Source organism: Anaerosinus sp., from assembly GCF_965318445.1.
On record NZ_CBDNNH010000010.1, the window covers coordinates 52,205 to 74,780 of the forward strand.

At 32.0% G+C, this 22,576-nt stretch carries 17 protein-coding genes and 1 riboswitch; of the genes, 3 read left to right on the plus strand and 14 right to left on the minus strand.

What is annotated here, in order from left to right:
* Positions 1 to 175: 175 nt before the first annotated feature.
* The 4 genes from ACWZFG_RS05080 to ACWZFG_RS05095 all read right to left on the minus strand — a co-directional run bounded on the left by ACWZFG_RS05080 (position 176) and on the right by ACWZFG_RS05095 (position 2,797).
* Positions 176 to 826 (minus strand): coenzyme F420-0:L-glutamate ligase, encoded by a 651-nt coding sequence (locus ACWZFG_RS05080; RefSeq protein ID WP_147670485.1) that lies wholly within the window; start codon positions 824 to 826, stop codon positions 176 to 178.
* An 86-nt stretch (positions 827 to 912) separates the two neighbouring features.
* Positions 913 to 1,446, minus strand: a complete 534-nt coding sequence (locus ACWZFG_RS05085; protein WP_177504381.1) for a hypothetical protein — start codon at positions 1,444 to 1,446, stop codon at positions 913 to 915.
* A 77-nt stretch (positions 1,447 to 1,523) separates the two neighbouring features.
* Positions 1,524 to 2,333, minus strand: coding sequence for a glutamate racemase (murI, locus tag ACWZFG_RS05090; RefSeq protein WP_177504383.1), 810 nt, complete (start codon positions 2,331 to 2,333; stop codon positions 1,524 to 1,526).
* A gap of 59 nt (positions 2,334 to 2,392) precedes the next feature.
* Positions 2,393 to 2,797 (minus strand): acyl-CoA thioesterase, encoded by a 405-nt coding sequence (locus tag ACWZFG_RS05095; protein WP_177504384.1) that lies wholly within the window; start codon positions 2,795 to 2,797, stop codon positions 2,393 to 2,395.
* 388 nt (positions 2,798 to 3,185) lie between these two features.
* A riboswitch (M-box (ykoK) riboswitch) is annotated at positions 3,186 to 3,358 on the plus strand.
* A 195-nt stretch (positions 3,359 to 3,553) separates the two neighbouring features.
* Between ACWZFG_RS05095 and ACWZFG_RS05100 the strand changes: the two genes are divergently transcribed.
* Positions 3,554 to 5,296, plus strand: coding sequence for an ABC transporter permease (locus ACWZFG_RS05100; protein WP_177504385.1), 1,743 nt, complete (start codon positions 3,554 to 3,556; stop codon positions 5,294 to 5,296).
* A gap of 14 nt (positions 5,297 to 5,310) precedes the next feature.
* Positions 5,311 to 6,606: an ABC transporter ATP-binding protein gene (locus tag ACWZFG_RS05105; RefSeq protein WP_177504386.1), complete on the plus strand. Its 1,296-nt coding sequence runs from the start codon at positions 5,311 to 5,313 to the stop codon at positions 6,604 to 6,606.
* 179 nt (positions 6,607 to 6,785) lie between these two features.
* Here ACWZFG_RS05105 and ACWZFG_RS05110 read toward each other — a convergent pair whose 3' ends face one another.
* On the minus strand, positions 6,786 to 7,736 hold the full coding sequence (locus tag ACWZFG_RS05110; RefSeq protein WP_455577217.1) for a porin: 951 nt from the start codon (positions 7,734 to 7,736) through the stop codon (positions 6,786 to 6,788).
* 904 nt (positions 7,737 to 8,640) lie between these two features.
* On the opposite strand from ACWZFG_RS05110, the gene ACWZFG_RS05115 reads away from it, so the two are divergent.
* On the plus strand, positions 8,641 to 9,249 hold the full coding sequence (locus ACWZFG_RS05115; protein WP_455577218.1) for a Sir2 family NAD-dependent protein deacetylase: 609 nt from the start codon (positions 8,641 to 8,643) through the stop codon (positions 9,247 to 9,249).
* Between the two features lie 7 nt (positions 9,250 to 9,256).
* On the opposite strand, the gene ACWZFG_RS05120 is transcribed toward ACWZFG_RS05115, so the two are convergent.
* The 9 genes from ACWZFG_RS05120 to ACWZFG_RS05160 form a co-directional block, all read right to left on the minus strand.
* The gene (locus tag ACWZFG_RS05120; RefSeq protein ID WP_455577219.1) at positions 9,257 to 9,970 is read right to left on the minus strand and encodes a hypothetical protein; all 714 of its coding nucleotides are present in this window, start codon (positions 9,968 to 9,970) and stop codon (positions 9,257 to 9,259) included.
* A 16-nt stretch (positions 9,971 to 9,986) separates the two neighbouring features.
* Positions 9,987 to 10,631, minus strand: coding sequence for a hypothetical protein (locus tag ACWZFG_RS05125; RefSeq protein ID WP_455577220.1), 645 nt, complete (start codon positions 10,629 to 10,631; stop codon positions 9,987 to 9,989).
* Positions 10,632 to 10,635: 4 nt separating this feature from the next.
* The gene (locus ACWZFG_RS05130) at positions 10,636 to 12,789 is read right to left on the minus strand and encodes a sensor histidine kinase (protein WP_455577221.1); all 2,154 of its coding nucleotides are present in this window, start codon (positions 12,787 to 12,789) and stop codon (positions 10,636 to 10,638) included.
* A 12-nt stretch (positions 12,790 to 12,801) separates the two neighbouring features.
* A complete protein-coding gene (locus ACWZFG_RS05135) occupies positions 12,802 to 14,049 on the minus strand; it encodes a DNA cytosine methyltransferase (RefSeq protein WP_455577222.1) in 1,248 nt (415 codons plus the stop codon).
* A 347-nt stretch (positions 14,050 to 14,396) separates the two neighbouring features.
* Positions 14,397 to 15,944, minus strand: a complete 1,548-nt coding sequence (locus tag ACWZFG_RS05140) for a Tn7-like element transposition protein TnsE (protein WP_455577223.1) — start codon at positions 15,942 to 15,944, stop codon at positions 14,397 to 14,399.
* On the minus strand, positions 15,937 to 17,793 hold the full coding sequence (locus ACWZFG_RS05145) for a TnsD family transposase (RefSeq protein ID WP_455577224.1): 1,857 nt from the start codon (positions 17,791 to 17,793) through the stop codon (positions 15,937 to 15,939). Before ACWZFG_RS05145 ends, ACWZFG_RS05140 begins: the two co-directional genes overlap by 8 nt.
* Before the next feature lie 4 nt (positions 17,794 to 17,797).
* The gene (locus ACWZFG_RS05150) at positions 17,798 to 19,483 is read right to left on the minus strand and encodes an ATP-binding protein (RefSeq protein WP_455577225.1); all 1,686 of its coding nucleotides are present in this window, start codon (positions 19,481 to 19,483) and stop codon (positions 17,798 to 17,800) included.
* Complete coding sequence (locus ACWZFG_RS05155; RefSeq protein ID WP_455577226.1) at positions 19,464 to 21,599, minus strand: Mu transposase C-terminal domain-containing protein; 2,136 nt, start codon at positions 21,597 to 21,599, stop codon at positions 19,464 to 19,466. Before ACWZFG_RS05155 ends, ACWZFG_RS05150 begins: the two co-directional genes overlap by 20 nt.
* Positions 21,596 to 22,411: a TnsA endonuclease N-terminal domain-containing protein gene (locus tag ACWZFG_RS05160; protein WP_418626526.1), complete on the minus strand. Its 816-nt coding sequence runs from the start codon at positions 22,409 to 22,411 to the stop codon at positions 21,596 to 21,598. Before ACWZFG_RS05160 ends, ACWZFG_RS05155 begins: the two co-directional genes overlap by 4 nt.
* Positions 22,412 to 22,576 lie beyond the last annotated feature (165 nt).

A 22,576-nucleotide genomic window follows, 5' to 3' on the forward strand; every position in this document is an offset into this window, starting at 1 on the left:
GTCATTTAAGCGAATTTTATACAAATCCTCTACTATTTTTAGCTACCTCTTATTTTATAACTACTTTGTGAAAACAGCAACTTAGTTAATCAATTTTTTCTTAAAATCTATCAAAACACAAGGAAAGAGGATAGATTATAGTCTATCCTCTTTCGCCGTGGTTTCATACTCTTCACTAGCCATTATATTTTGTAAAATTTTTTATAATTACAATTGGTGTTTTTTGTGACGCATTGCCAAACGGATTATCAATAAGTAAATGTGCAACTACTGCGCCATCTGTACCTTCGGTTACGCCAACGATACGAGAACGTTTCAAATCGTTAACATCAGCAATAACTACACCGTGACAACCTAACCGTTCTTTTATTTCATTCACTACATTTTGTGGATTTGCTGGTCCATATACAATATGTTTATCAAACGGAGGCATCGTACCTGTAACATCATCAATTAAAGCTGTTTGTTCACCACCCAATTGATAGAAAACGCCACGTTTACCAACTGCCATTGCAAGCATCCCAACAATAAAAGCAAAAAAGACACGCCACATACCTTCTACGTTCATTAACGCCTGCATTCCATAAGGACTTGCTAAACTCCCATCCTGATGAATAAATCTGCATAAAACCCGTGCCAAAAAACAAGGCTGTATTTCTTCTGGTCTAACAATTCTTCCTTGTGTAATCGCCACTACACTCTCGGCCACAGATACTACATCGTTCGGACCTATTTTATCTTTCACGTATTTATCCATTACATCTAATATATTATCTTTATCTGTTAAAATCCGTGTTGGTACCGGTATAATTTCTACATTCGCCATCTTTACATCTCCCTATTTATATAAAAACACTTCGAAGGAAGTCTAGACCTGCTTATCTCCCCAGCATAAACTTTCATTCACTGAAATTATGCCAAAGTAATTCCCACAGCTTGAGCTACCTCACTCGCTTTTAGCTCAATTCTAGATTTCTCAATATGCCAATCCTTACGTGTTACCATTTGATAGACAATATCAATTGGCATGTCCACCATATTAACTAAAGTATCTTTAATTGACTCATCTTTACGCGCAATAAGTTCTACTTCAACGATTAAGATAGCTTTGCTTCGTTGATAAATAATAAACGATTCAAAATAGTCATCCTCACGCAATGCATCCTTACGCTGAATCCGCGAATTCACTTCAACACCATCAAAATATTCATAAGGCATTAAATGACGGCTATAACAATCCATAATTGTGCCACATTGTTTACCTTCATTTGCAATTTCAACTTCACATTGCAGAGTAATACTCTTTTGAGACTGGGCGACTAATTTAAATTCGCTGCGCTCAGTATTTTTCACTACGAATTGAGCATTCCCCTTATTTTCAATATACAACCATGTCGCTAAAACAACGATGACTGCTATCCCTACTAAACCATATAAAACTACCAAAACTTACGCCCCCAATTATACTAATCTATACAATATTAGTATTATATCAAAAATTTGGTCAAATCTACATAAAAACATCAATAATCTGCTAAATTTATTAAATTAAATTTAGCTTTGTCAGTATTTAATATTAAATGGGTCATTTGCTTAGCTTTTTCGATATCAGCCGAAAAACACATTGTCAAATCTCCCATACTCTCTTTCGCTGTTAATAGCTGTTCGCTTTGCAAGAGATTCATTGCATCCATTGCCGTAGATTTCGCTGGGTTGATTAAATGAATCTGACTTCCAACATATTTTTGCAAAATATCACAGATCAAAGGATAATGTGTACATCCTAAAATTAATGAATCAATTCCACTCCCTCTAAATTCATTCATATACTCAGAAGTAACCTGTTCAAGCTCATTTCCTCTTATCTTTCCTCCTTCAATTAATGGAACAAAACTCGGACAAGCCATCGCATAAATTTCTACCTCAGCATCAATTTTTTCAGCCGCTCTGCTATGCATTTGATTCATGATTGTCCCTTGGGTAGCAATTACGCCAATTTTTTTTGTTGGACTTACTTCAATAGCGTCTTTAACAGCACTATTCATTGGCACAAGCAAAAATTGGTACATTGATGCAGCCTCTGAAAATCCACAAGCTGTCATCGTATTACAGGCAAATACCACCATCTTAACTTTTTGTTTTGCAAAAAATCGTAAAGTCTGATGCATAAAACATTTTACTTCCTCTGTCGCTCGGGATCCATACGGAACTCTTGCTGTATCTCCTACATAAATAATATCTTCATGTGGTAATAAAGCACGCACTTCCTTTACCACCGTTAAACCACCGATTCCCGAATCAAATATACCGATTGGTGCATTCTTATTAATCATTGCACCCCCTCCTTAGCCCATGGATTACTTCAATATAAAAATAAAACACAGAATAAATCTTACAATTCTGCTATTTTCTTTAATTTTTCTACATACTCAGCCTCTAAACGAATAATTTTCCCTTCCATGTTTGTAAATAGATTTTGTGTTGTCCCCTCGGCTAACAAAGTATGATCTGCTTCACGAAACACTTGATAGGTAAAAGCCATTTTCACAGGAGTTAAAGCCGTCGGCGTCACTTCAATCACAATCCAATCATCAAATTTAGCAGAAGCCTTATACTTACATGAAACCTCCGTAATCGGAAAAACAATTCCCTTTGCCATTAATTCATTCAATGTAATTCCAGCTTTACGCAAAAATTCAACCCGTCCCATTTCAAACCAACGAAAATAATTTGCGTGATGAACCACAGCCATAGCATCCGTTTCATAAAAGTTAACTTTTGTTCTTACACTAAACATAATATCCTCCGCTCTAGTATTGTGATATTTAAAAACAGCAATATAAATAAAGACTTAACCATTCGGATAAAACACAATATTGTTCTACTCTTTGCAATAGTACATAAACTACAGATTAAATCAAAAAATACATATTGTCAATATAAATAAGTCTTGTTTAAAAGTTAGATTTAAATTCTAATTTACATCCTATCTTAAATCACTAAAACTAGAATCTGAAGTAACCATTCTATCCTATAAAAAATATACTATAAGAAAACGTATACTCACATTAGAATTAAACTCCTTTTTTAGACTTAATATCTATAAATTTATCGAAAAGATTACAAATACTATATTGACATTATTTGGGATCAGTCTTATATTTAATATAGTATTTAACTAAATAGTGCTTCCTCGTTAGGTGAGGCTCCTATATAAACATAGGCCACTGCCCGGAAATGTCGAGAGACGCCAATGGGTAGAACAGGTATTACCGACATAAGGTTTTACTTAAGGTGGCTGAGTTTTAACTTGACTCTACGTTATACAGTGCCGAAACTCAAACGAGTGGGGAGGTCATTTACTGCTGTTTTGTTATACATTTTGATCGACTTTAGAGACCTTCCTTTTAGGAAGGTTTTTTTATTTGTAAAGGAGGTGAGTATACAATGAATGCAGATAGTTCTGATCCGGATAGTCCTGTACCAGATATACACCTGCCGGTGTTGACCGGCTACTTACACACAAACACAATTGAATTAGGAAGTGATTTATATGTCCGTATTTACCACTCACATACCCACCCGCCGGTTTGGCTTCACCGACATACTGGTTATCGGATTTGTATTTGCAATCTTGTATTCCCTCCTACATCTGGGAGTAGGAATGACCGTTCCATTTTCACCAGAAGTCCAGATGGAAATTTCCACTGATCCTTCTGATTTACCTTATTATGCTGGACGGTCGCTTCTTAGAATGTTTTTAGCTTATGGTGCATCTCTAATTTTCACTTTGATCTACGGTAGTATTGCCGCTAAAACTCGTATAGCGCAAAAGGTTCTCATCCCACTATTGGATATTTTACAATCTGTTCCAGTACTTGGATTTCTGTCTATTACCATTACCATGTTTATGGGATTATTCCCTTATAGCTTGCTAGGTGTTGAACTTGCTTCCATCTTTGCTATTTTTACCGGGCAATGTTGGAATATGACTTTCAGTTTTTATCATTCGCTGATTACAATTCCTAAAGAACTTCATGAAGCAGCGGCAGTACTTCGCTTGAATTGGTGGCAACGATTTATTCACTTGGAAGTACCTTTTTCCATGATTGGCTTAGTATGGAACAGCATGATGTCCTTTGGCGGCGGTTGGTTTTTCCTGGCGGCTAGTGAGGCCATCACTGTTCTCAATGAAAGTATCCGACTGCCCGGTGTTGGATCTTTTATGGCGGCTGCAGTAGAAGAAGGTAATATGAAAGCACTCGTTTATGCTATTTTAACGATGGTTATTATGATTGTGCTGATTGACCAACTTTTTTGGCGTCCACTTGTAGTATGGTCGCAAAAATTTAAAATGGAACGAACAGAAGCTCTTGAAGTTCCAACCTCATTTGTATACGACATTTGTAAACAATCGATATTTTTAGTATGGTTACAAAAATATGCATTAATTCCTCTGTGGAAAATATTTTATAATATATTTAATTTTACTGCCCATCTTACTGATCGAACATCAGCTAAAATTCAAAGCAGCAATTCTCTTTCTTATTTATCTTTTACTATAAAATGGACCTTGTTTTCTATAATGCTGTACTACACTACACAACAAGCTTATGAAGGCTATCATATGATGGTCTCTATGGGATTTGAAAATCTAGTAAATATTATCCAAGTTGGGTTCTACACTCTGGGGCGAGTAATGGCGGCCAGCCTGATCGGGCTACTATGGACAGTGCCTGTGGGAGTTTGGATTGGAACCAATCCTAGATTAAGTAAAATTTGTCAGCCCATTGTGCAAGTAGCGGCTTCTTTCCCAGCAAATATGATCTATCCTTTTGTTGCTATATTCTATATAAAATACACGGTCAACTTTGAATTTGGCGCCATTCCTCTAATGATGCTTGGTACTCAATGGTATATTTTATTTAATGTAATCGCCGGTGCTATGGCGATTCCTAACGACTTAAAAGAGGCTGCTACAGTCTTTAATCTTTCAAAATGGCAAAGATGGCGTAAACTGATTTTGCCATCCATCTTTCCCTATCTCATTACCGGTTGTCTCACTGCTTCTGGCGGTGCTTGGAATGCTAGTATTGTATCCGAGCTGGTAATTTGGAAATCTAATCAACTCAGCGCTACGGGGCTAGGAAGCTTCATTAACCAAGTTACAGCTACGGGCGACTGGCCAGGGATTATTAGCGGTATTACCGTCATGTGTGCTTTTGTCGTCCTGATTAACCACTTTTTTTGGCGCAAACTTTATCAACTAGCTGAAACTAAATACCATTTGAATTAAAGGGGAAAAGCATTATGAATAAACAATCCTTAATAGAATTAAAAAATGTCCAGAAAAAATGGGATATGGGTGGTAACGCTACTATTCCAGTTTTGACTAACATAAACCTCACCATTCGCGCTGGAGAGTTTCTTGCAATATTGGGCCCATCCGGCTCAGGGAAATCTACTCTTCTCCGCATTATCGCTGGGCTAACGCCAGTCAGTTCTGGGGAAATAATTTATTTAGGAAAGGAATATCACGGTGTAAACCCTGGTGCTGCTATGGTATTTCAGTCCTTCGCTCTATTCCCTTGGTTAACAGTATTAGAGAATGTAACGCTTGGTTTGGAATCTAAGCCCATTGATGATGATGAAAAGAAAGAAAAAGCATTGCACATTATCGATGTAATTGGCCTTGATGGTTTTGAAAATGCATACCCCAAGGAGTTATCAGGTGGTATGCAGCAACGTGTTGGACTTGGGCGCGCTTTAGTAAGTGACCCCGATGTACTCCTGATGGATGAACCTTTTTCTGCCTTGGATGTATTAACAGCAGAGAATCTCCGGCGAGATTTATTAAAACTTTGGCGAGATAAAAAAATTCCCACCAAGACGATCATCATGGTAACCCATGGCATTGAAGAAGCTGTCTATATGGCTGACCGTATAATCGTAGTATCTGGTAACCCGGCACGCATTAATTATGATATGCAAGTGACTTTACCTCATTGGCGAGATAAAAAAGATCCATTGTTCACCAATTTTGTTGATAAACTATATTCTCTTATGATGAAGAAAGAACATGTTGAGACGCATAGAGTCATTACTGTGGAAAGCCGTGAAATAGCAGTGATTCCTCAGGTATCAGCAGGCGCACTTACTGGTTTTTTAGAGTTACTAAAGGATCTAAACAAAAAAACTGATTTATATAAATTAGCTGATCGTTTTATGATGGACAGTGAAGACTTTTTTCCTATTGTCGAAGGTACTACACTTCTCAAGTTTACTAAAGTCACAGACGGAGATATTGAGCTTACACCGGAAGGTGTTCTGTTTGCTCAGGCTTCCGTACTAGAGCGGAAGGAATTATTCCGCTCTCAACTTATACAACATGTACCTTTTATTAATAAAATTATAGCCATATTGCAATCAAAATCTAATAAACGCATGAGCATTGAATTTTTTGAAGATATTTTGACCAATTCATTTTCCCCGACCGAAGTCCAAAAACACATGGATATTCTAATCACTTGGGGACGCTACGCCGAATTGTTTGCATACGATGAAAAAAGCAAACAACTGTATCTAGAGGATACTACAAATTCCTAAATTACTATAACCTGCTTATAATTAAAACCCCCAGTTGAACTGGGGGTTTTATCATGCCTGTTCGGCGTCATTAATTTTATTCATTATTTAACTAAACAATTAACGACGGTCAAGTGAGGAAATAGCAAAAAATTTTATTATACTTGTAATAAAAAATCTAAAATTAAAATAAAACTATATTAAAAAGCATAATTCAAGGTCGCTTCAAATGATTTATTTTTCATATCTTCACTTATCGTCTTTTGATCTTTATAAACTAAATTTACGTTCGCATTATCATTCAATTTATGTGTAAGGCTATAATGTATGCCGCGATTATCAAAGTCAAAATCACTTTGTTGCCCCATAGAAGCAAATTCCTCTACTCTAAATCCAGTAATAGAAATATCATTTTTGTCATCAAATTCGTAATTCAGTGCGATTGCATACGCTTTATTATCTGAATCACTATTGGATTTTGCGAACTCAGCAGTTAAACTGCTCTTACCATATGTATAAGTTACATCTGCTGCCCAATGATTTGTACTAGCATCCCCTTGATAGCGTCCCAAAGTAACTCCATAACTAAAATCTTCGCTAGGGCTATAACCCGCTCTCATTGCATAAATTTTATTTTTAGATTCATTATCAGAATTATCTTCACGAGCAATTACCCCAGATAATTCAAAACTCCCATTTTCCTGCGCAAAAGAAATTCCATCTACAAAAGCCTTTTCCCCAATATTAGAATCCGGACGACTATATAATAAAGCAGTCTTGCCGATCGTTATATCCTGACGTCCAATCTTTAATGCTAATTCATCAGATTGATAATTAAATCCAAATTGATCTAACGTAGCAACTGTTTTTTTATTTTCTCCATATACTTCAGGAGAAATATTATAATCTGCTAATAGTGGATTCGTTGTCGTCTGAGCACCCAATCGTCCATATAACGACCAATTTGACCCCAGTTCAACTTCTCCCATGAGTTTTATGCTAGTAACCGTTCCAGAGATTGTATCTTCTCTGTCAGCAGTATCTCTTTGGTATTTTATACTTGCATCTCCTGTTACTTCAAGAGGTGCAGCGTACACCGGTATAGTTGTCATAATAACCCCTGCAACCATCATTGACATTATCTTTTTCATAAAATCATCCCCTACTACAATTTTTATTTAATCTAATAAATTCATTCCATACATTTACCATTACTGTAATATTTCAATTGTAACTGCACTAATTTTAGCTCTGTCATTTTCTCTTTTATTCACCTAAAATCAAGAGAAAGTAAATTAATAATGTTTCTTTCCTCCTTACTCTTTTTATAAAATTAGAATTTAAATAGATTTAAAACTACATTTAATTTTGATATTGATAATTATTCTCATATTATAGTAAAAGAAATATCTTTTTTTGTCAAGAGAATATATAAGACCTCTTGAGCTTGAACTCAAGTGTTAGATTAAAAGAAAGTTTGAACATAACTTAGATAAAAGATACTCTTTTTTGATGAATTTGCTTAAATATTATAAAAGAAAGTTTGAACAGATGTGTCGGTTATAACATAATCTGTTCAAACTTTCTTTTGATAAAAATTTTTTACATTTACAAAGCACCGATTTAAATTATGGTATTTTAATAAATTTACAACCAAGTAAATTCATGACAAAAAGGAATATATTAATTTGAAAACTTTAAATACTATAAAGAGGATAAAATCAAATTAATGCGAGAAAATACATTTAATATAAAAATACAACCTTATGATTAATAAATCTTTGAAAATTACCTTCATATTTATTATATCGAATAAAAGATTATCATTTAAAACTATTTTTATTCAAAAATACAATTGAAAGTAATTTAGAATTAATTTATTTCCTATTCTTATTTTTATTACAGTTAAATATTTATATCAAAAATTCTATACATCATAGCAACAAAAAATACCAGTAAAGATTAAAATAAAATCTTTGTTTATTTTTACTGGTATTTTTTACCTTTTGGTTGTATAATAGATTAACCTTATTATTAAGAGTGGAGGAATTATTTTTGGAGATAACACGCAATTTAGTAGAATTAATAAATAAATCCAAATACCCTATATGTTATACTGGCCCAAAAATGTTCTCAGCAAAAATTAATGATATAAATGCATTTTGGGGGAATAATCATCTTATTAATTTATTAAACCTAGAAAATTTCAAAAATAAAAACCAAAATTTTTTTCAAATTTGTAACGAATTAATAAATAAAGCTAGAAATCTTTCTCCAACAAAAAATCATTTTATTTTAAAAGATCTTGGAATTCCGATTATCACAGAAAATATTGATGGTCTTCATAAAAAATCTGGTTCACAATTCGTAGTTGAACTACACGGAAATATTACCGAATTAAAATGTACACAATGCGAATATAAAATTAATGTTTTAGAAAAAAATATTAATTTATTTTCAATATGTCCAAAATGTCATACTGAAAATCTTAGACCAGATATCGTACTTAAAGGCGAACCTTTAAAAGATTTTCATCTTGCACTAGAAGAACTATATAAAGCTGATTTGTTAATAGTTTTAGGACATGATCCAAAAAATTGGCCAGCATGCAGATTAATTATTCAAGCAAAAAAGCTCACTGATTGTAGAAGCATATTTTTATAAAAAACTTCTACACAACCTGCTCTTGATCATTTCCATATACTTTTATATTTTGGGATACATTCAGTACTGCAATTTGTGCTTGTCCAAAAACTAATTCCTTATAATATGGTGATTTGATAGAATCCTCATTATTAATAGCAGTAAAGATTCTCTTTTGAAGCTCAATTTCTAGTACAATAGATAATTTATAAAAAGTCCATTGATTTTCTATTGCCATTTCTAATACATCTGCAAAAACCGCTTTATAAAACTTTAAAAGAAAATGATAATATTCAGGTGATACTTCGTCTATCCCTTGATGATCACGCTTATCAAAGTGTATTTTGCTGTAAAACCCTAAATACGCAAGGCATCCCCCTTTTTCACATACACATTTTCCTAAAGACCGAGCAGTTCTACATGCAATAGCTATAATTTTTTTCCCACGAATAGCAGAAAGCACATTTGTATTTTTTTGAACAATATCATATTTACTAATAAGCGATTGTTTTTTCGTCATTTGCCTATGAAGCCTATGATAAATTACACCATCATCTCCATGGCCAATAATAATAATAGTTTCATGATTTCTCATTTGTTGTAAACAAATACTTTTTTTAGCATCATTAACTACATCCACTATAATTCCCTTATTTGTCAATCTGCTTTTTATTTCTTTGCTGAAACGACCAAAACGTTTTATATTCTTTGTAAGTCTTGGTCGATAAATTAATACACTCATATATAAATCTCCGTATTTAATATTTAAAACTAAAAACCGTATTTAAAATGGCTTTAGTAAAACGTTCTTTAAACAATCTTCCCTCATTCTTATCTTTCATTATTTCACTAATTAATTCATTAGCGTCAATTTCTTCTCCATTAGAGTCAATATACATTGTTGTAATACCAGCCTTTTTATATTGTAAGAGCATTTTGGTTAGCATTACAGGCAATATATCTAATTCTTCGCAACAATCTTTTATTGCCTTTTTCATCATACTAATATTTTCTCTTGAAACAATTTTATCCACTTGAAAATCATTAATTAGGTCATATATTTCTTTTTCTGGAAGACCTATTGAATACTTTTTTTTCGCATCAAGATAAATAAACGAACTTGAATAGAAAATAATTTTACTGATGCGATTATCTTTTCTAAACTCTTTTATAAACTCATTTCCGTGTGGCTTATCTACTGAGTAGCCCCTTGTGAGATTAAAATCAAACAATAAAAGATCATAGTTCTTGCTATTTATAAACTCTTGATAAGCTTTTTCATCCCGAGCTATATCAAAGTTAATATCTATACCAGCATCCTTTAGCTCCATTTTTATTACATCAAAATAGCTATTCATCTGTGATTCATCATCAACAACTAATGCTTGAAATACATACTCCATATTACTAATCTCCCACGTTCTTTATTATAGGTATTCGTATCCGAAATGTAGTTTTCTTATTAGTATCATCTAATTCAACATAGTCAATTTGTCCATCCATATCCTCAATCGAATCTTTAACTGTCGCTAATCCAATCCCAGTCCCATCAGTATTAGAACTCCATAAAGAAAAAATAAACGGAACTTTACTTTCTATAATCCCTACTCCATTATCAGAAAAGAAAATATTTACATAGCTATTATCAACTTCAGTTTCGATAATAATTTTTTTACTATTTATACTTTGCAAAGCTTTTACGGAATTATCAAGTAAGTTTTCAAATATATTATTTTTTAAAATTTCCGGATTACACCTAATCATAATTTCTTGACTTTTAAGAATCGTTAAAACTTCAATTTTTTCTTCGTGCAAACGAGGTTTATACGAATCAACAACATCTTGAATAACCTTATCAATTGGTACAATAATTTTTCTCAATCTTGATGTATTAACTTTATTTAAAGCTCCTTCAACTAACTTACTTATTGATTGAAAAGCAATATCTAATTCTGTAGTACTAATAGAAACATTTAATTTATCTAATTGATAACTAAAACCTCTTATCTGAGCATTAATGACAGCCAACTTATTCTTTATAGTATGAAGCATATCATATAAAATACCTTCTTTAGCCGTTATTTGAGCAAATACTGTTATCTTTTTATCCAACTCTTTACTCGCATTATCAACTACATCTGCTTTTCTTAGTAACTCATCTCCATATGTAGACAACTCTTTATAAAACATCTTTTTTTCTGTTTTAGGCATTTCTGTTTTATCCACAAAATTTTTAAAACTACTTACCATTTGAACTACATCATCTTTTAAAGAAGCAGATTCTATTTTTAATATATTAACAGCTTCTTTTGCACGCGCCTTTTCACGGTTAAAAACATATTCTTGAAGAATTTTAATTGACATCCAAACAAAATTTTTAAGTTCATCAAATTCAGGCACATCTTCAATTAGACCAACCCTATCAGTTGCATCTCTTAACCCCGAATTCCCTTTTTCGGGGTCATATGATAATAATATATACCCAATAACATCTCTAGTAGCAAATGTCCTAAAAACACCTTGAGCATGCTTATTATCAATTTCAAGCCAATCATTATGCGATTCACCATACGGCAATATTCTAAAATTCTCACGAAATATTTTTATATTACCGTATTCTCTAGTAGTCAAGCCCACTTTTTTAGAAAAAATTGATTTATCATATCTATCCAAATAAAAAATTCGAAGTTCAACCGCACCGAAAGGGTGCTTTGATTCAAAATTGAAATTTTTTTCCTCTACAATTTCGTCTTTATCATAAACTTCATAAAATCCATTTCCATTAATATCCAATGTAGTTGAAATATTTGTTTTTAGATAATCAAAAGTATCATTAATCAATTCTTCAGAGTCTCTAACTACTTTTCCATTTTCTTTATACTCATAATGAAACAATATTTTAAATTCATCGTTTTCCGCCTGTATCGGAGATAAAAATTTTCTAAGACTTCTTTTAAGAGCTATTATATCTCTCTGAGACCAAAGATCTCTTAAATTTTTAATTTTTAAAGACAATCCAGAATGCGCTCCAAGTGGTACGTTTCTAATTTTATATTTACATGGTACTTCTTCAATTAATTTATTAGTATTATTAAAATGCTCCCAATTAAATTTTACAATTGTTCTCATTGAGAGATGTCTATCAATCGAATCCATGATTAAAGAAGATCCTATCTTATCTACCCCAAACCTCCCAATTCCCTTTTCTCCATTTACTCTTCTAGCAATACTTTCAATTTGGGAATCTCTTACGCGGAAATGTTCGACACGATTTTTCTCTTTATTAGGAGTCCCAAGTTCCATCCAATATTCTTTAATCTCATCTAGCGTCATACCTTTGCCATTATCACACACTTTTATGTAAGATCTTGTATCTGAAACGATTGTCCCATTATTATCTCGAAAAGGAAGAAAATTACGAAAGGTTATTTCTACTTTTTTAGCACCAGCATCATATGAATTTTTAATGATTTCAAAGATAGCAATTTTATTATTAGTAATTAACTCCCTACCAATCAATCTTTCAACTTTTGCATTTGTCCTAAATCTTAATTCAGGCATAAAAATCTCCCTCTATGATTTATTAATATTCAAAATTTCTGATTCATTTAACATACATTTTAAAGCTACCATGATTTTTCCTGCAATAGCACATGCAAATAATGGCGGGACAGCATTTCCAACTTGAGTATATTGTGGAACTTCAAATTTACGTCGATTTCCTCCTGTTGTCCTTTTTCCCAAAAATTCAAAGCTATCATCAAAAGATTGAATTCTAGCCAATTCACGAACTGTTAATATCCTCGGATTATTTAAATCATAATGAACTATATCATCAGGAAGCGTCAAAACCGTAGGTGAAACAGAATTAGGGGCTAACTTCCTACACCTATATTTTTTTGTAACATATATTTTATATTGTTCTTGATCTAATCTATTTAGAAGTGAATCAATATCTTCACCTGGCTTTAAAAGCTTAAACCTGTCAGTAGTTTTTTCGCGATGGACGGATGCTTTATGGTTATATAAAGTAGCAGCTGGTATAAAATCACCATTCACATCCGGAGTTAATCCGTTCCGCAAAGATTTTTGATACTCAGAAAGTTTAAATCGATTATCATATTTTTCTGATGTTTGACCAGATTTTAGAAACCTAATATCAGAAATTGCCTCTTCAATTGTTACAATACTATTTCTTTTTTCAGGAAACTCTGGAATAGTAACTAAATTAAGTACTTTTGCTCCTCTAAAACAAGCACGATAACCTAAAAATATAACACGCGGTCTATTTTGAGGAACACCATAATCTTTTGCATTTAGTAATTGATACTTTACTGCATATCCAAAATATTTAGCTTCTTTAACAATCACCTCAGGCGCACTAATATTTTCATACTCTCGCCCTGAAATTCCTTTGATTTTCTTAAATTCATAGGTTAATATCCCCTCTACATTTTCCATAACAAAATAAGACGGTTGAACCAATTTAACTACTTTTAAAAAATCTAAAAATAACACATTCCTAAAATCATCTTCTGCTCGCCTTCCAACAAGACTAAAACCTTGACAAGGAGGACCACCTACAACTACATCAATTTTAGAATTATTTAAAAAATCACATAAAAATTTTCTTTTGGTAAGATCTTTTACATCTCCTTCATAATAATTTAAATTATAGCCCAACTGCGCATGCCGATTTTTATATGTAGCAGCAGCCTCTTTGCTATGATCACTTGCAAAAGGAACTCTAAACCCTGCTTGAATAAACCCTTCAGCCATGCCACCAGCGCCTGAAAATAAATCTAAAACATTAAAATTCATTACATCACCTATCTATTACATATTAGTTTTATAATGATATTGAGATTTTAAAAATACTCCCAACACGCATGTTTTTGCATTACGCATAAAATACACGACAAACAATCTTTCGAAATATCTTTAATCCTTATAATCTTTATATACATTTTGTTCTATGGTTATATATTCAATTTTCGACATTTAAATCCTGCTACATATTTTTTAATTATGTAACAAAAAGATTTATTATCTTACATTTAATTAACAAATAATATTATCAGTATATATTACGCTCCAGCAACATTAATTTCATCTATATGTTTTCTTTAATAAATATTTGTTTATTATATTCAAAATTATCTTTTATCTCAAATTTCAAAGAAACTATTTATCGCATCAAACATTTTCTTTTCCCTAATTTTAATCGTTGCACTTGTATGTTTAAATCTATATACTTCTAATTGATCAAATTCACTTTCAACATCTGTCCATGATCCTGATTTCTCAATTAAACCGTTTAAAATTTTATGGCAGATAACTTTCCATTTTTGATTATTTGAGGATATTAACATAAGTGTTGTCAATGATATTTTTTCCCTTTGAATTTCAATTATCATAGCTTGTTTTCCGTTTTTTAACAATATTATTCCTACCAAATATTTGCGCGGTGTAATCTTATCGGCAAGTGTACAAATTGATCTAAACTTAAAATGATCCTCCAACTTACCTACATGATATCTGATTGATGCTACTTCTTTTCTATCTTCCATTAAACTTAAAATAGCATATATATCAGCGAAATCACCTTTAAGTTTTTCACTAATACTATGCTGAAATTCCATTTGTGGTACAGTCTCTACACCCCCAAAATCAGCTGTTGTTCTTTTATTAGTCCCAGGTACTTTTTCATTTTGTTCACTTAAATTGCGTTTACTAAGTCTAGATGTTCTAATTCTTTTTATTTTTGCAAATGAACTATACTCTGAATAAATGGAATCTTCCGATTCAACATCAATAAAACCTTGGGCTGCTGTCATGTTAGAAACTAAAGTTTTATCTAAACCATTTTTTCCTATGGGAATACGTCTTTTCCGCTTCAACTCTTCATTTGAATCATTATTTTGATTTTTAGTGTACTCAACTAGATTTGGATGTTGTACGATAATTTCATTACAATTAAGTCGTTTTTCTTTACATTCTATAATTTCCCGGACATAATTTCTGCCATTCCATTTTTCAATATTTGCTTTTATTACTAGTTCATTAAATAAAAAATCAAATAAAACACCTTTGCCTGCTTGAATATTATGATAAAGCTTTTGAAACATATTGTGAATTTCCATATTTGTAAATATCCAAGCAATATGTTTTATTTTCGCATCCATACTTACGTATCGCACAGGTACATCTGTACTAAAATGCAAATTTAAGGTAGCTCCAAATTGACTACATATAATCCGAGTATCTATAGAGTCAAGTGTTGGTATCTGATTAAGCCAAAACACATCTGGTGCTAATATAGCCCTCAACATTTCAAATAAAGGGATAATATAATATCCGTTCTTACCACTAGCACCAAAAGTATAATAATCAAATTCATTGTATTTACCATTTGTAACAAGTCGTGCTTCAATCTTTTTACCACTCAATAAATTATTAAAAATTTTAATATCAACCGTTTCCCACTTGGGCATATTTTGCCTAATCCCATCTATATATTCTGCCTCTAAAACAAGTAAATGCAAGTCACCAAAGAAATGTTCCACAAATTTAGCTTGATGTGTTGCAATTGAAAGATATATTGCTTTTAAATAACATAATCCATTATAAGAATAAGGCTTGCTGATTTTAATTAATTTTACTCTCTCCCCTTTTTTAAAGGGCCAACTATCAAATCCTATTTTTTGTTTAGGCATTATTCATTTCCTCGCAACTTTCTATTTCTACAATCTGCTCCTTTAGTGCTAAATAATCTTCTTTTCGTAAACCTGCTTGCTTTTGAATCTTCCAATCGCTTAAAAATAAATCATCTTTTTTTAGTTTTAATATGATGATTTGACATCTTCGCAATTGAAATTGCTGCTTTGTTTCCGAAACTTTATTAATAAAAGCCTTACATGCTGGTAACTTATCTATATTTTTCTCTAACAAAGCAAGCTTATTGATTTTTTTACCTAATGACGACTGAGTTATCCGAATCAATTCTTCACTTTTAATTAATTCTATATAAACCTTTTTTAAGCTAGATAGAAGCTCCTTATCCCGCTTATCCCAATCAACGGTCTTTCTCTTTCCGATTGCTTTCTTGGGTACTGGAAGCACTGTAAAAAGCCACTCTTTATCATGCCGATAGAGAAAAATATATTCCTTCTGGCACAGCTTACGTAATACCGTTCTTGATAACCCAGGCTGCTCATTTAAGAGACTTAATATTTTATTTTTATAAGCCTCAGCAGATTTATCTGAATTATTATCAATTAGAGGTTCTAATTTTTCTGTAAGTGCAACTTCAAACTTCTGTACAGTTTTTATATCGCACCCCATATAATTTGCTAATTTACGATAGCTGTGTTTTTTCTCGCTTATTAAAATTCTAAGTCTATTTTCCCAAACAGTTCCAAAAGCTTTAACTCTTCCTTTATGGTATCTATCTTCCTCAGTTTTATCTGGTCCAATTCGTGCATAGATATAACCACATTCACAAGTAAATGTTCCTATAGGTTTTCGTGTTTTATAGTCAGCAGTAATTTTTAAATCATTTACCACCTCTTGCCTATAATGTTCCGATGCTTTATTAAGACAAGGCCATGGTCCTACACCAAAAGGTTTATATTCATTTCGTATATCTTTGAGAAAAGTCTCCATATCACCAGCTAAAAATAATATCAAAAGTATATGCCGCAAAGGATGTACAGTTCTCTCTAAATCACGGGTAACTACCCTAAGCCAGTTATATTCATCCTGTTTATCAATACTCGATTCCAAAGCATTTAATAAATCTACCCCATAATGCCCGAGAAAGAATTCATGTAATTCGTTTTGTTTAATTCTTAAATTATTAGTTGCAAGTCCCATTTCGTATAACAAATTTTTGTACCGAAATAATATATCAGTTTTACTGATACTGCTTAAATCATGAGTCAGTAGATAATAAGCAGCTTTAGAAATTTGCACAAGTTTTTCATGATATCTGTCTTGCGCTAAATAAAGATTTGATAAATCCAGTAATTTTTCATCAAATCGAATATATTCTAAACGACTAATATCAGATTTTTTACTTAAATATTTCTTTAACACCTCTTCATGATGTGGACATACCATAATTCCTTGTAGCTGATGTTCGCGGTGTATATAGGGTTCACCATATTGCAAGATATCTGATTTAGCGCACGTTGAACAGTAATAGATACTCTCTTTTTTGCAAATACTTCCCGCAACAATTCCTATTTGAGCATAAACACCTTGTCCATCACCAACTGTAATAGCTTTCAACACTTCTTTTTTTCGGTCTATAGGTAGAAAAGGAGCGTAAAAAGGGAATAACGTATGTTCTTGTATCAAGCAATTTGGACTATAATGTTTTCCCATTGCATCACAAAAAAACTGAAGATGGTTTCCAATTTCAAAACTTGGAATAACTGAGTCTTTACCAAACAATTCTCTCAAAGTATCTTTTAAATCAATGTTACCTGAATAATAGTGATACCTAGCAAATGCAGAATACAATAATTCCTCCTTATATGGATCACTAAAAAAAGGTAACATAGTATTACTCCACCTTTAAAAATTCTGTAATTGGATTCTTTATAATCCCATGTTTTTTAAATATTTCATAGGGATGTTGCTTGCTTTTTACAGATTGCTCAAATAGCACTAACAAAGATTGTTTTTCTAAAGAAACCACATTATCAAGCTTTGGCTTCTTTAACTTCTTTTTCTCAGCCTGAAGCAGTTCTAAAACAAGATCTCTCAAGTCCTCATAATCTAAATTCATTGGAGCCTTGTCTACCTCAGCATCAATAATCTTTCTTATTACATCTGGCTTAATACTATTGAATAAACCTGATGTGATAAATTCTAGATAAAGACTATCATTAACTTTATTTCTAACCCCTTCGAGTTCTTCTTTTTTCTGACGTATTTTTTCCTGTACGCGTTCTGACATTCCTATATTTTGTTCATAATGTGTTAAGATAGCATCTTCATCAATCGTAATATCATCAAATTTAGCTATTTCAAAAGGATTTCCTGAACGCAGCGCTTTAAGCATTGGCTTTATCAAGTTCAAATCTTCATCAGCAGTTTTCTTTATGATTTCAGTGGTTAGTAACTTTTTGCCTTTACTTATAGCCATATTTTGCGAAAACATAAACAGCATTACTGCAACTGCAATTACACCCTGGCAATGGTTATAAAAAACTTCTTTAACGTCATTACTTAAAGGCAGATTTTCTTCCATTACACTGAACTCCCATAAAGATTCTAAGAATAACTCCCATTCCGCGCTAGCTTTTTTTAGATTGGCAATTTCAATATATCCATCTGATTGAACTCTTCTTGCTAATCTAAAATTCTTTTGAAATAAATTTCTGGCCCTATTTGTACCAATAAATACGATTGGTACTGAAAACATATTCGTTAATGTTACAAAGAAGTCTAGCATTTCCGCAGGGTCACCCTTAGCATTATAAAGATTCTGGATTTCATCAATAACCAATAATCCAACATCATAATTCGCTAATAAGGTAGTTAAATACATCACCATGGTAGAAGTAGAACGTGTTAAATATCCATATTTTTCGTTCCATCGACTACCAGTAAGTCGATCAATTTCTTGAAATACATTTCTACATAAAGTTATAAAGCTGCCATCATAAGGACAATCTATCTTAATCCATACAAGTTGCGTTCTTGTAAAAGCTTGATCATTATATACGCTATGACGAATAATTTGCGGATATAATTGCAATATCCGTCTAATTGCAGTAGTTTTCCCCATACCTGAGACACCATTAATAAAAATACATTCCGCAGTCGACTGAAAATCCCGATAATAATTTTCTACAGTTTCAATACCAACGTTATTTTCAGTTTTTAGCTGATTTAATAGCTGTAGCTTTTTCTTATACTCAAGCTTTATAGGATTTCTACAAATGTAAGATTGCCTAATTAGAACTGATATCTTAGACTCTAACTTTATATGAACAGGCAAGGGCTGTATAAAGCCTTTTACTCTTTTTATTACATGAGTTCTTAATAATGGAGGTAAATTACGTTCCTCAGGCTTCACTGTCGGCAGACTATAGAAAGCATCAACTACTTGTTCTTCTGTTTCCAATATTCTTGGTAAAGCTTCTATAAGTGGATTTCCGGCATAATCTTCAATTTTTTGTGGTTTATATACTGCTTCTACATACGCTGAAAATAAATGTCTACTATTTTTTTCTCCGTTCATTTTTACGCCTCCGAATTAGATCAATCATGCTTTCAGTTTCTTCAGTATTATCCTCGTCGCTAATATTCGTCAACTTTATAACATCTGCTAACTTTTCATTATTATTTCCAGAAGAAATCAAACTCTCTTTTTCTCGTTGAATTGCTTTCTCCTTTGCTCTATTAGCTTTTATATCTTTTAATTTTTCTGCTTTACTAACATTAGGATTTAACTGTTCATTTGTCACTTTAGTTGCAGCCTTTGCTATATTTTTTATTTCTTGATTTAGCTGTACTGAAATTGCTAATTGTTCTTCATCAGCAGACCTTTTTAAAATAGCAGATTTTTTATTTGCTTCTAACACATCTTCTAAGGAAAAGCTTGCGTATACTTTATCTTTTTCCAACAGATTTAATAAAATGCTTTTTCTATCTGGTTGAAGCATATAAATATTATGTAGATTGCGTGGATCATAAACCACTTCAATTTTCTTTTCAGCTATTTGCATATGTTTATATTCTACCAATAATTCGGAGGCACCATAATGCAATTTATGAAAAACTACTGTCCCTCTACTGAAGGTAGCTGTTGCTCGAGGTAGTATTCCTAGTCTAAAGGTTAATTGATCTACTTTTCTCAAACAACCTTTTTGGTTAGTTATACCCCAATTCCATATTTCTAGAGGAATTGGTCTAACATTATCACGTATCATATCAGGTGTAAGCGGATATCCATCAATTGAACCTAAATTATGTTCAAGGACAGATAATAAAACTACCTTTGTAACTTCTCGAAGCGTTAATTTAGCCTCTAATCGATAATCGGCATCTCCTCTTTTACGAAAATCTTTCATAATGGCCCCAGGCATAAAGCCTGTTAATTTTTCAGTAATTGTTCTAAAAATTCTCTCAATAATCCCTTTAAGATCACCTCTATAAGGAGAGGTATTTTCTATGGATACTTTAAAGTTTTTAATTAAATTTTCAACACCATGACCTTTCATTTCCCCACGATCTGCAATTATTATTTCTGGTAATTGTGAAGAAGGCCAAAGTTCCTTATCAATTGGTATTCCATACTCAGCACATAACTTTACCTTATCAGCAATCATTGAATCGAGTGCCATCATTGCACCATTCCATGAATTTGTTTCTAATCCAACATAAACACCCGTAACGATTCTGCTATATACATCTATAATTGAATAAATTACAGGACGCCCTATAAGTTTATTTCTATCTGTTTCACTTACAATATGAATATTGGCTGGAGTAGCATCAATTTGATAACGAAAACCAGGTCCTGGGGCCTCCATTCTAGCATCACCTAATATTGGTCTACTCGTAAGTTCATATGTTTTTTCTCCGTCTCTCTTTTTTATATCTATACCTAAATTTTCATTTTTCTTAAACCAATAATAAAATTGTTTATAAGTAGGAACATTAGCTGTATTTTGAAGGATACGTTTATTCTTGCCCTTTTCTTTAACTGTTACGGAATAAAATTCTTCTAATATTTCTAGATAAGCAGTATACAATGATTTTTTTTGTTTATTACGATAATATTTATCTCTACCTACTTCAAATTGTTTTTTTACTTTATCATCAACATTTATTCCTAATGAACCATCTTTTGAAATACTGATTCTTGGTCTTCCCGTTTTCACATTAAAAGATTTTTCTTTTCCTGGTGCACCAGAATTTTCATAGTCTAAAATACAAGCGTTTGGAGTCATTCCACGTTGCCAAAATCGACTAAACATACGTCTGACTGTCATTAAAGAAATATTTTGTGTCTCTGAAATTTCACGAAAAACATTCATTCTAGTAGAACGATTAATTAAATCTATTTTTCTAGGTTCCCAATATTGCTGAATAACATTCCAATTGTCATCTCTTCTCTTTCGTACAGTATCAGATAAATTATCCTCTTCTACCAGTTGTAAGAAAGGATCAACAATTTCGACTATATTATTTTTTTCTATTTCTGCTTCAATTGCTGCAATACTATCTAATACTGGTACTGCTAAATTTGCTTCAATGTTAACATAAGCAAAAAGATCATCATTTGAAGAATAAATTATGCGAATTCTTGTCTTTTCATCTAAATATTGATAAACAGCGTTTTTTACAATCATAATACTGCCTCTCCAAGCCTCATACTTTTTTGTGTCAAATCGAAATTAATTACAGCATCTATATTTAGAGGTTTTAATAAATCTATCTTTATAAATTTATTTGCAATCAAATATTTAAATAAAGCAATACCAGCACCTTTTTCTAAGTGTATATCTCTTTCAAAAATAGAAGTTAATTCTCTAACGGTTTTATTAGAATCAATAAAACGTTGCAGGAAAGCAAGTATTATATCTTCAAATTCATTATTATCAAACTGTGAAAAAGCTTCTAATTGTTCAAGGCTATAATAATGCATTACATCGTCAATATTTAAAGCAAGTGTTTTATTAATCTCAATATCGGTAACCATTCCCCAATCAAGGTTAAGCCGACTCCAATAAATACGTTCTATTTCAAACTTTTCTACAATCCGCTTATCAACTAGATCATCTTTCCGCTTTATCGTGCGAACTATGTCTTTAATTTTTCCGTTTTGATTTATTGTTATATTAAAGTCAGATGTCATATGAACAGGCTTTTTGGTTCTAGGATGTATTGGATGTTTAATACCTAATTCTTCAGCAATCAACATTGTTAAATCAAGTTGCAATGGAAATTGTTCTCGAATATCAATCACAAAATCAGAGAAATTTAAAATATGAAAATAATTTCTTTCCATATCAGATAAAAATTCATGTTGTCTTCCAGTTTTTATTCCATGTATACGAGTAGATCTTCCTAATGAAGGAACATCTTGAATAGTAATAGCTGGCTTATATTCTTTTCCTCTTTTAATCTGATCATATACATCGGTTTTTATCTTAGATTCCAAATAAACTCCTCCTAATATACAAAAATACCTCTTGGGATAGTTATATCCCAAGAGGCAAATGTTCAAACTTTCTTTAAAAGTGTTCAAACTTTCTTGTAAATGTTCATATTTTCTTGTAAATGTTCAAACTTTCTTGGGATACAACATCAAGAGGTCTTATAACTT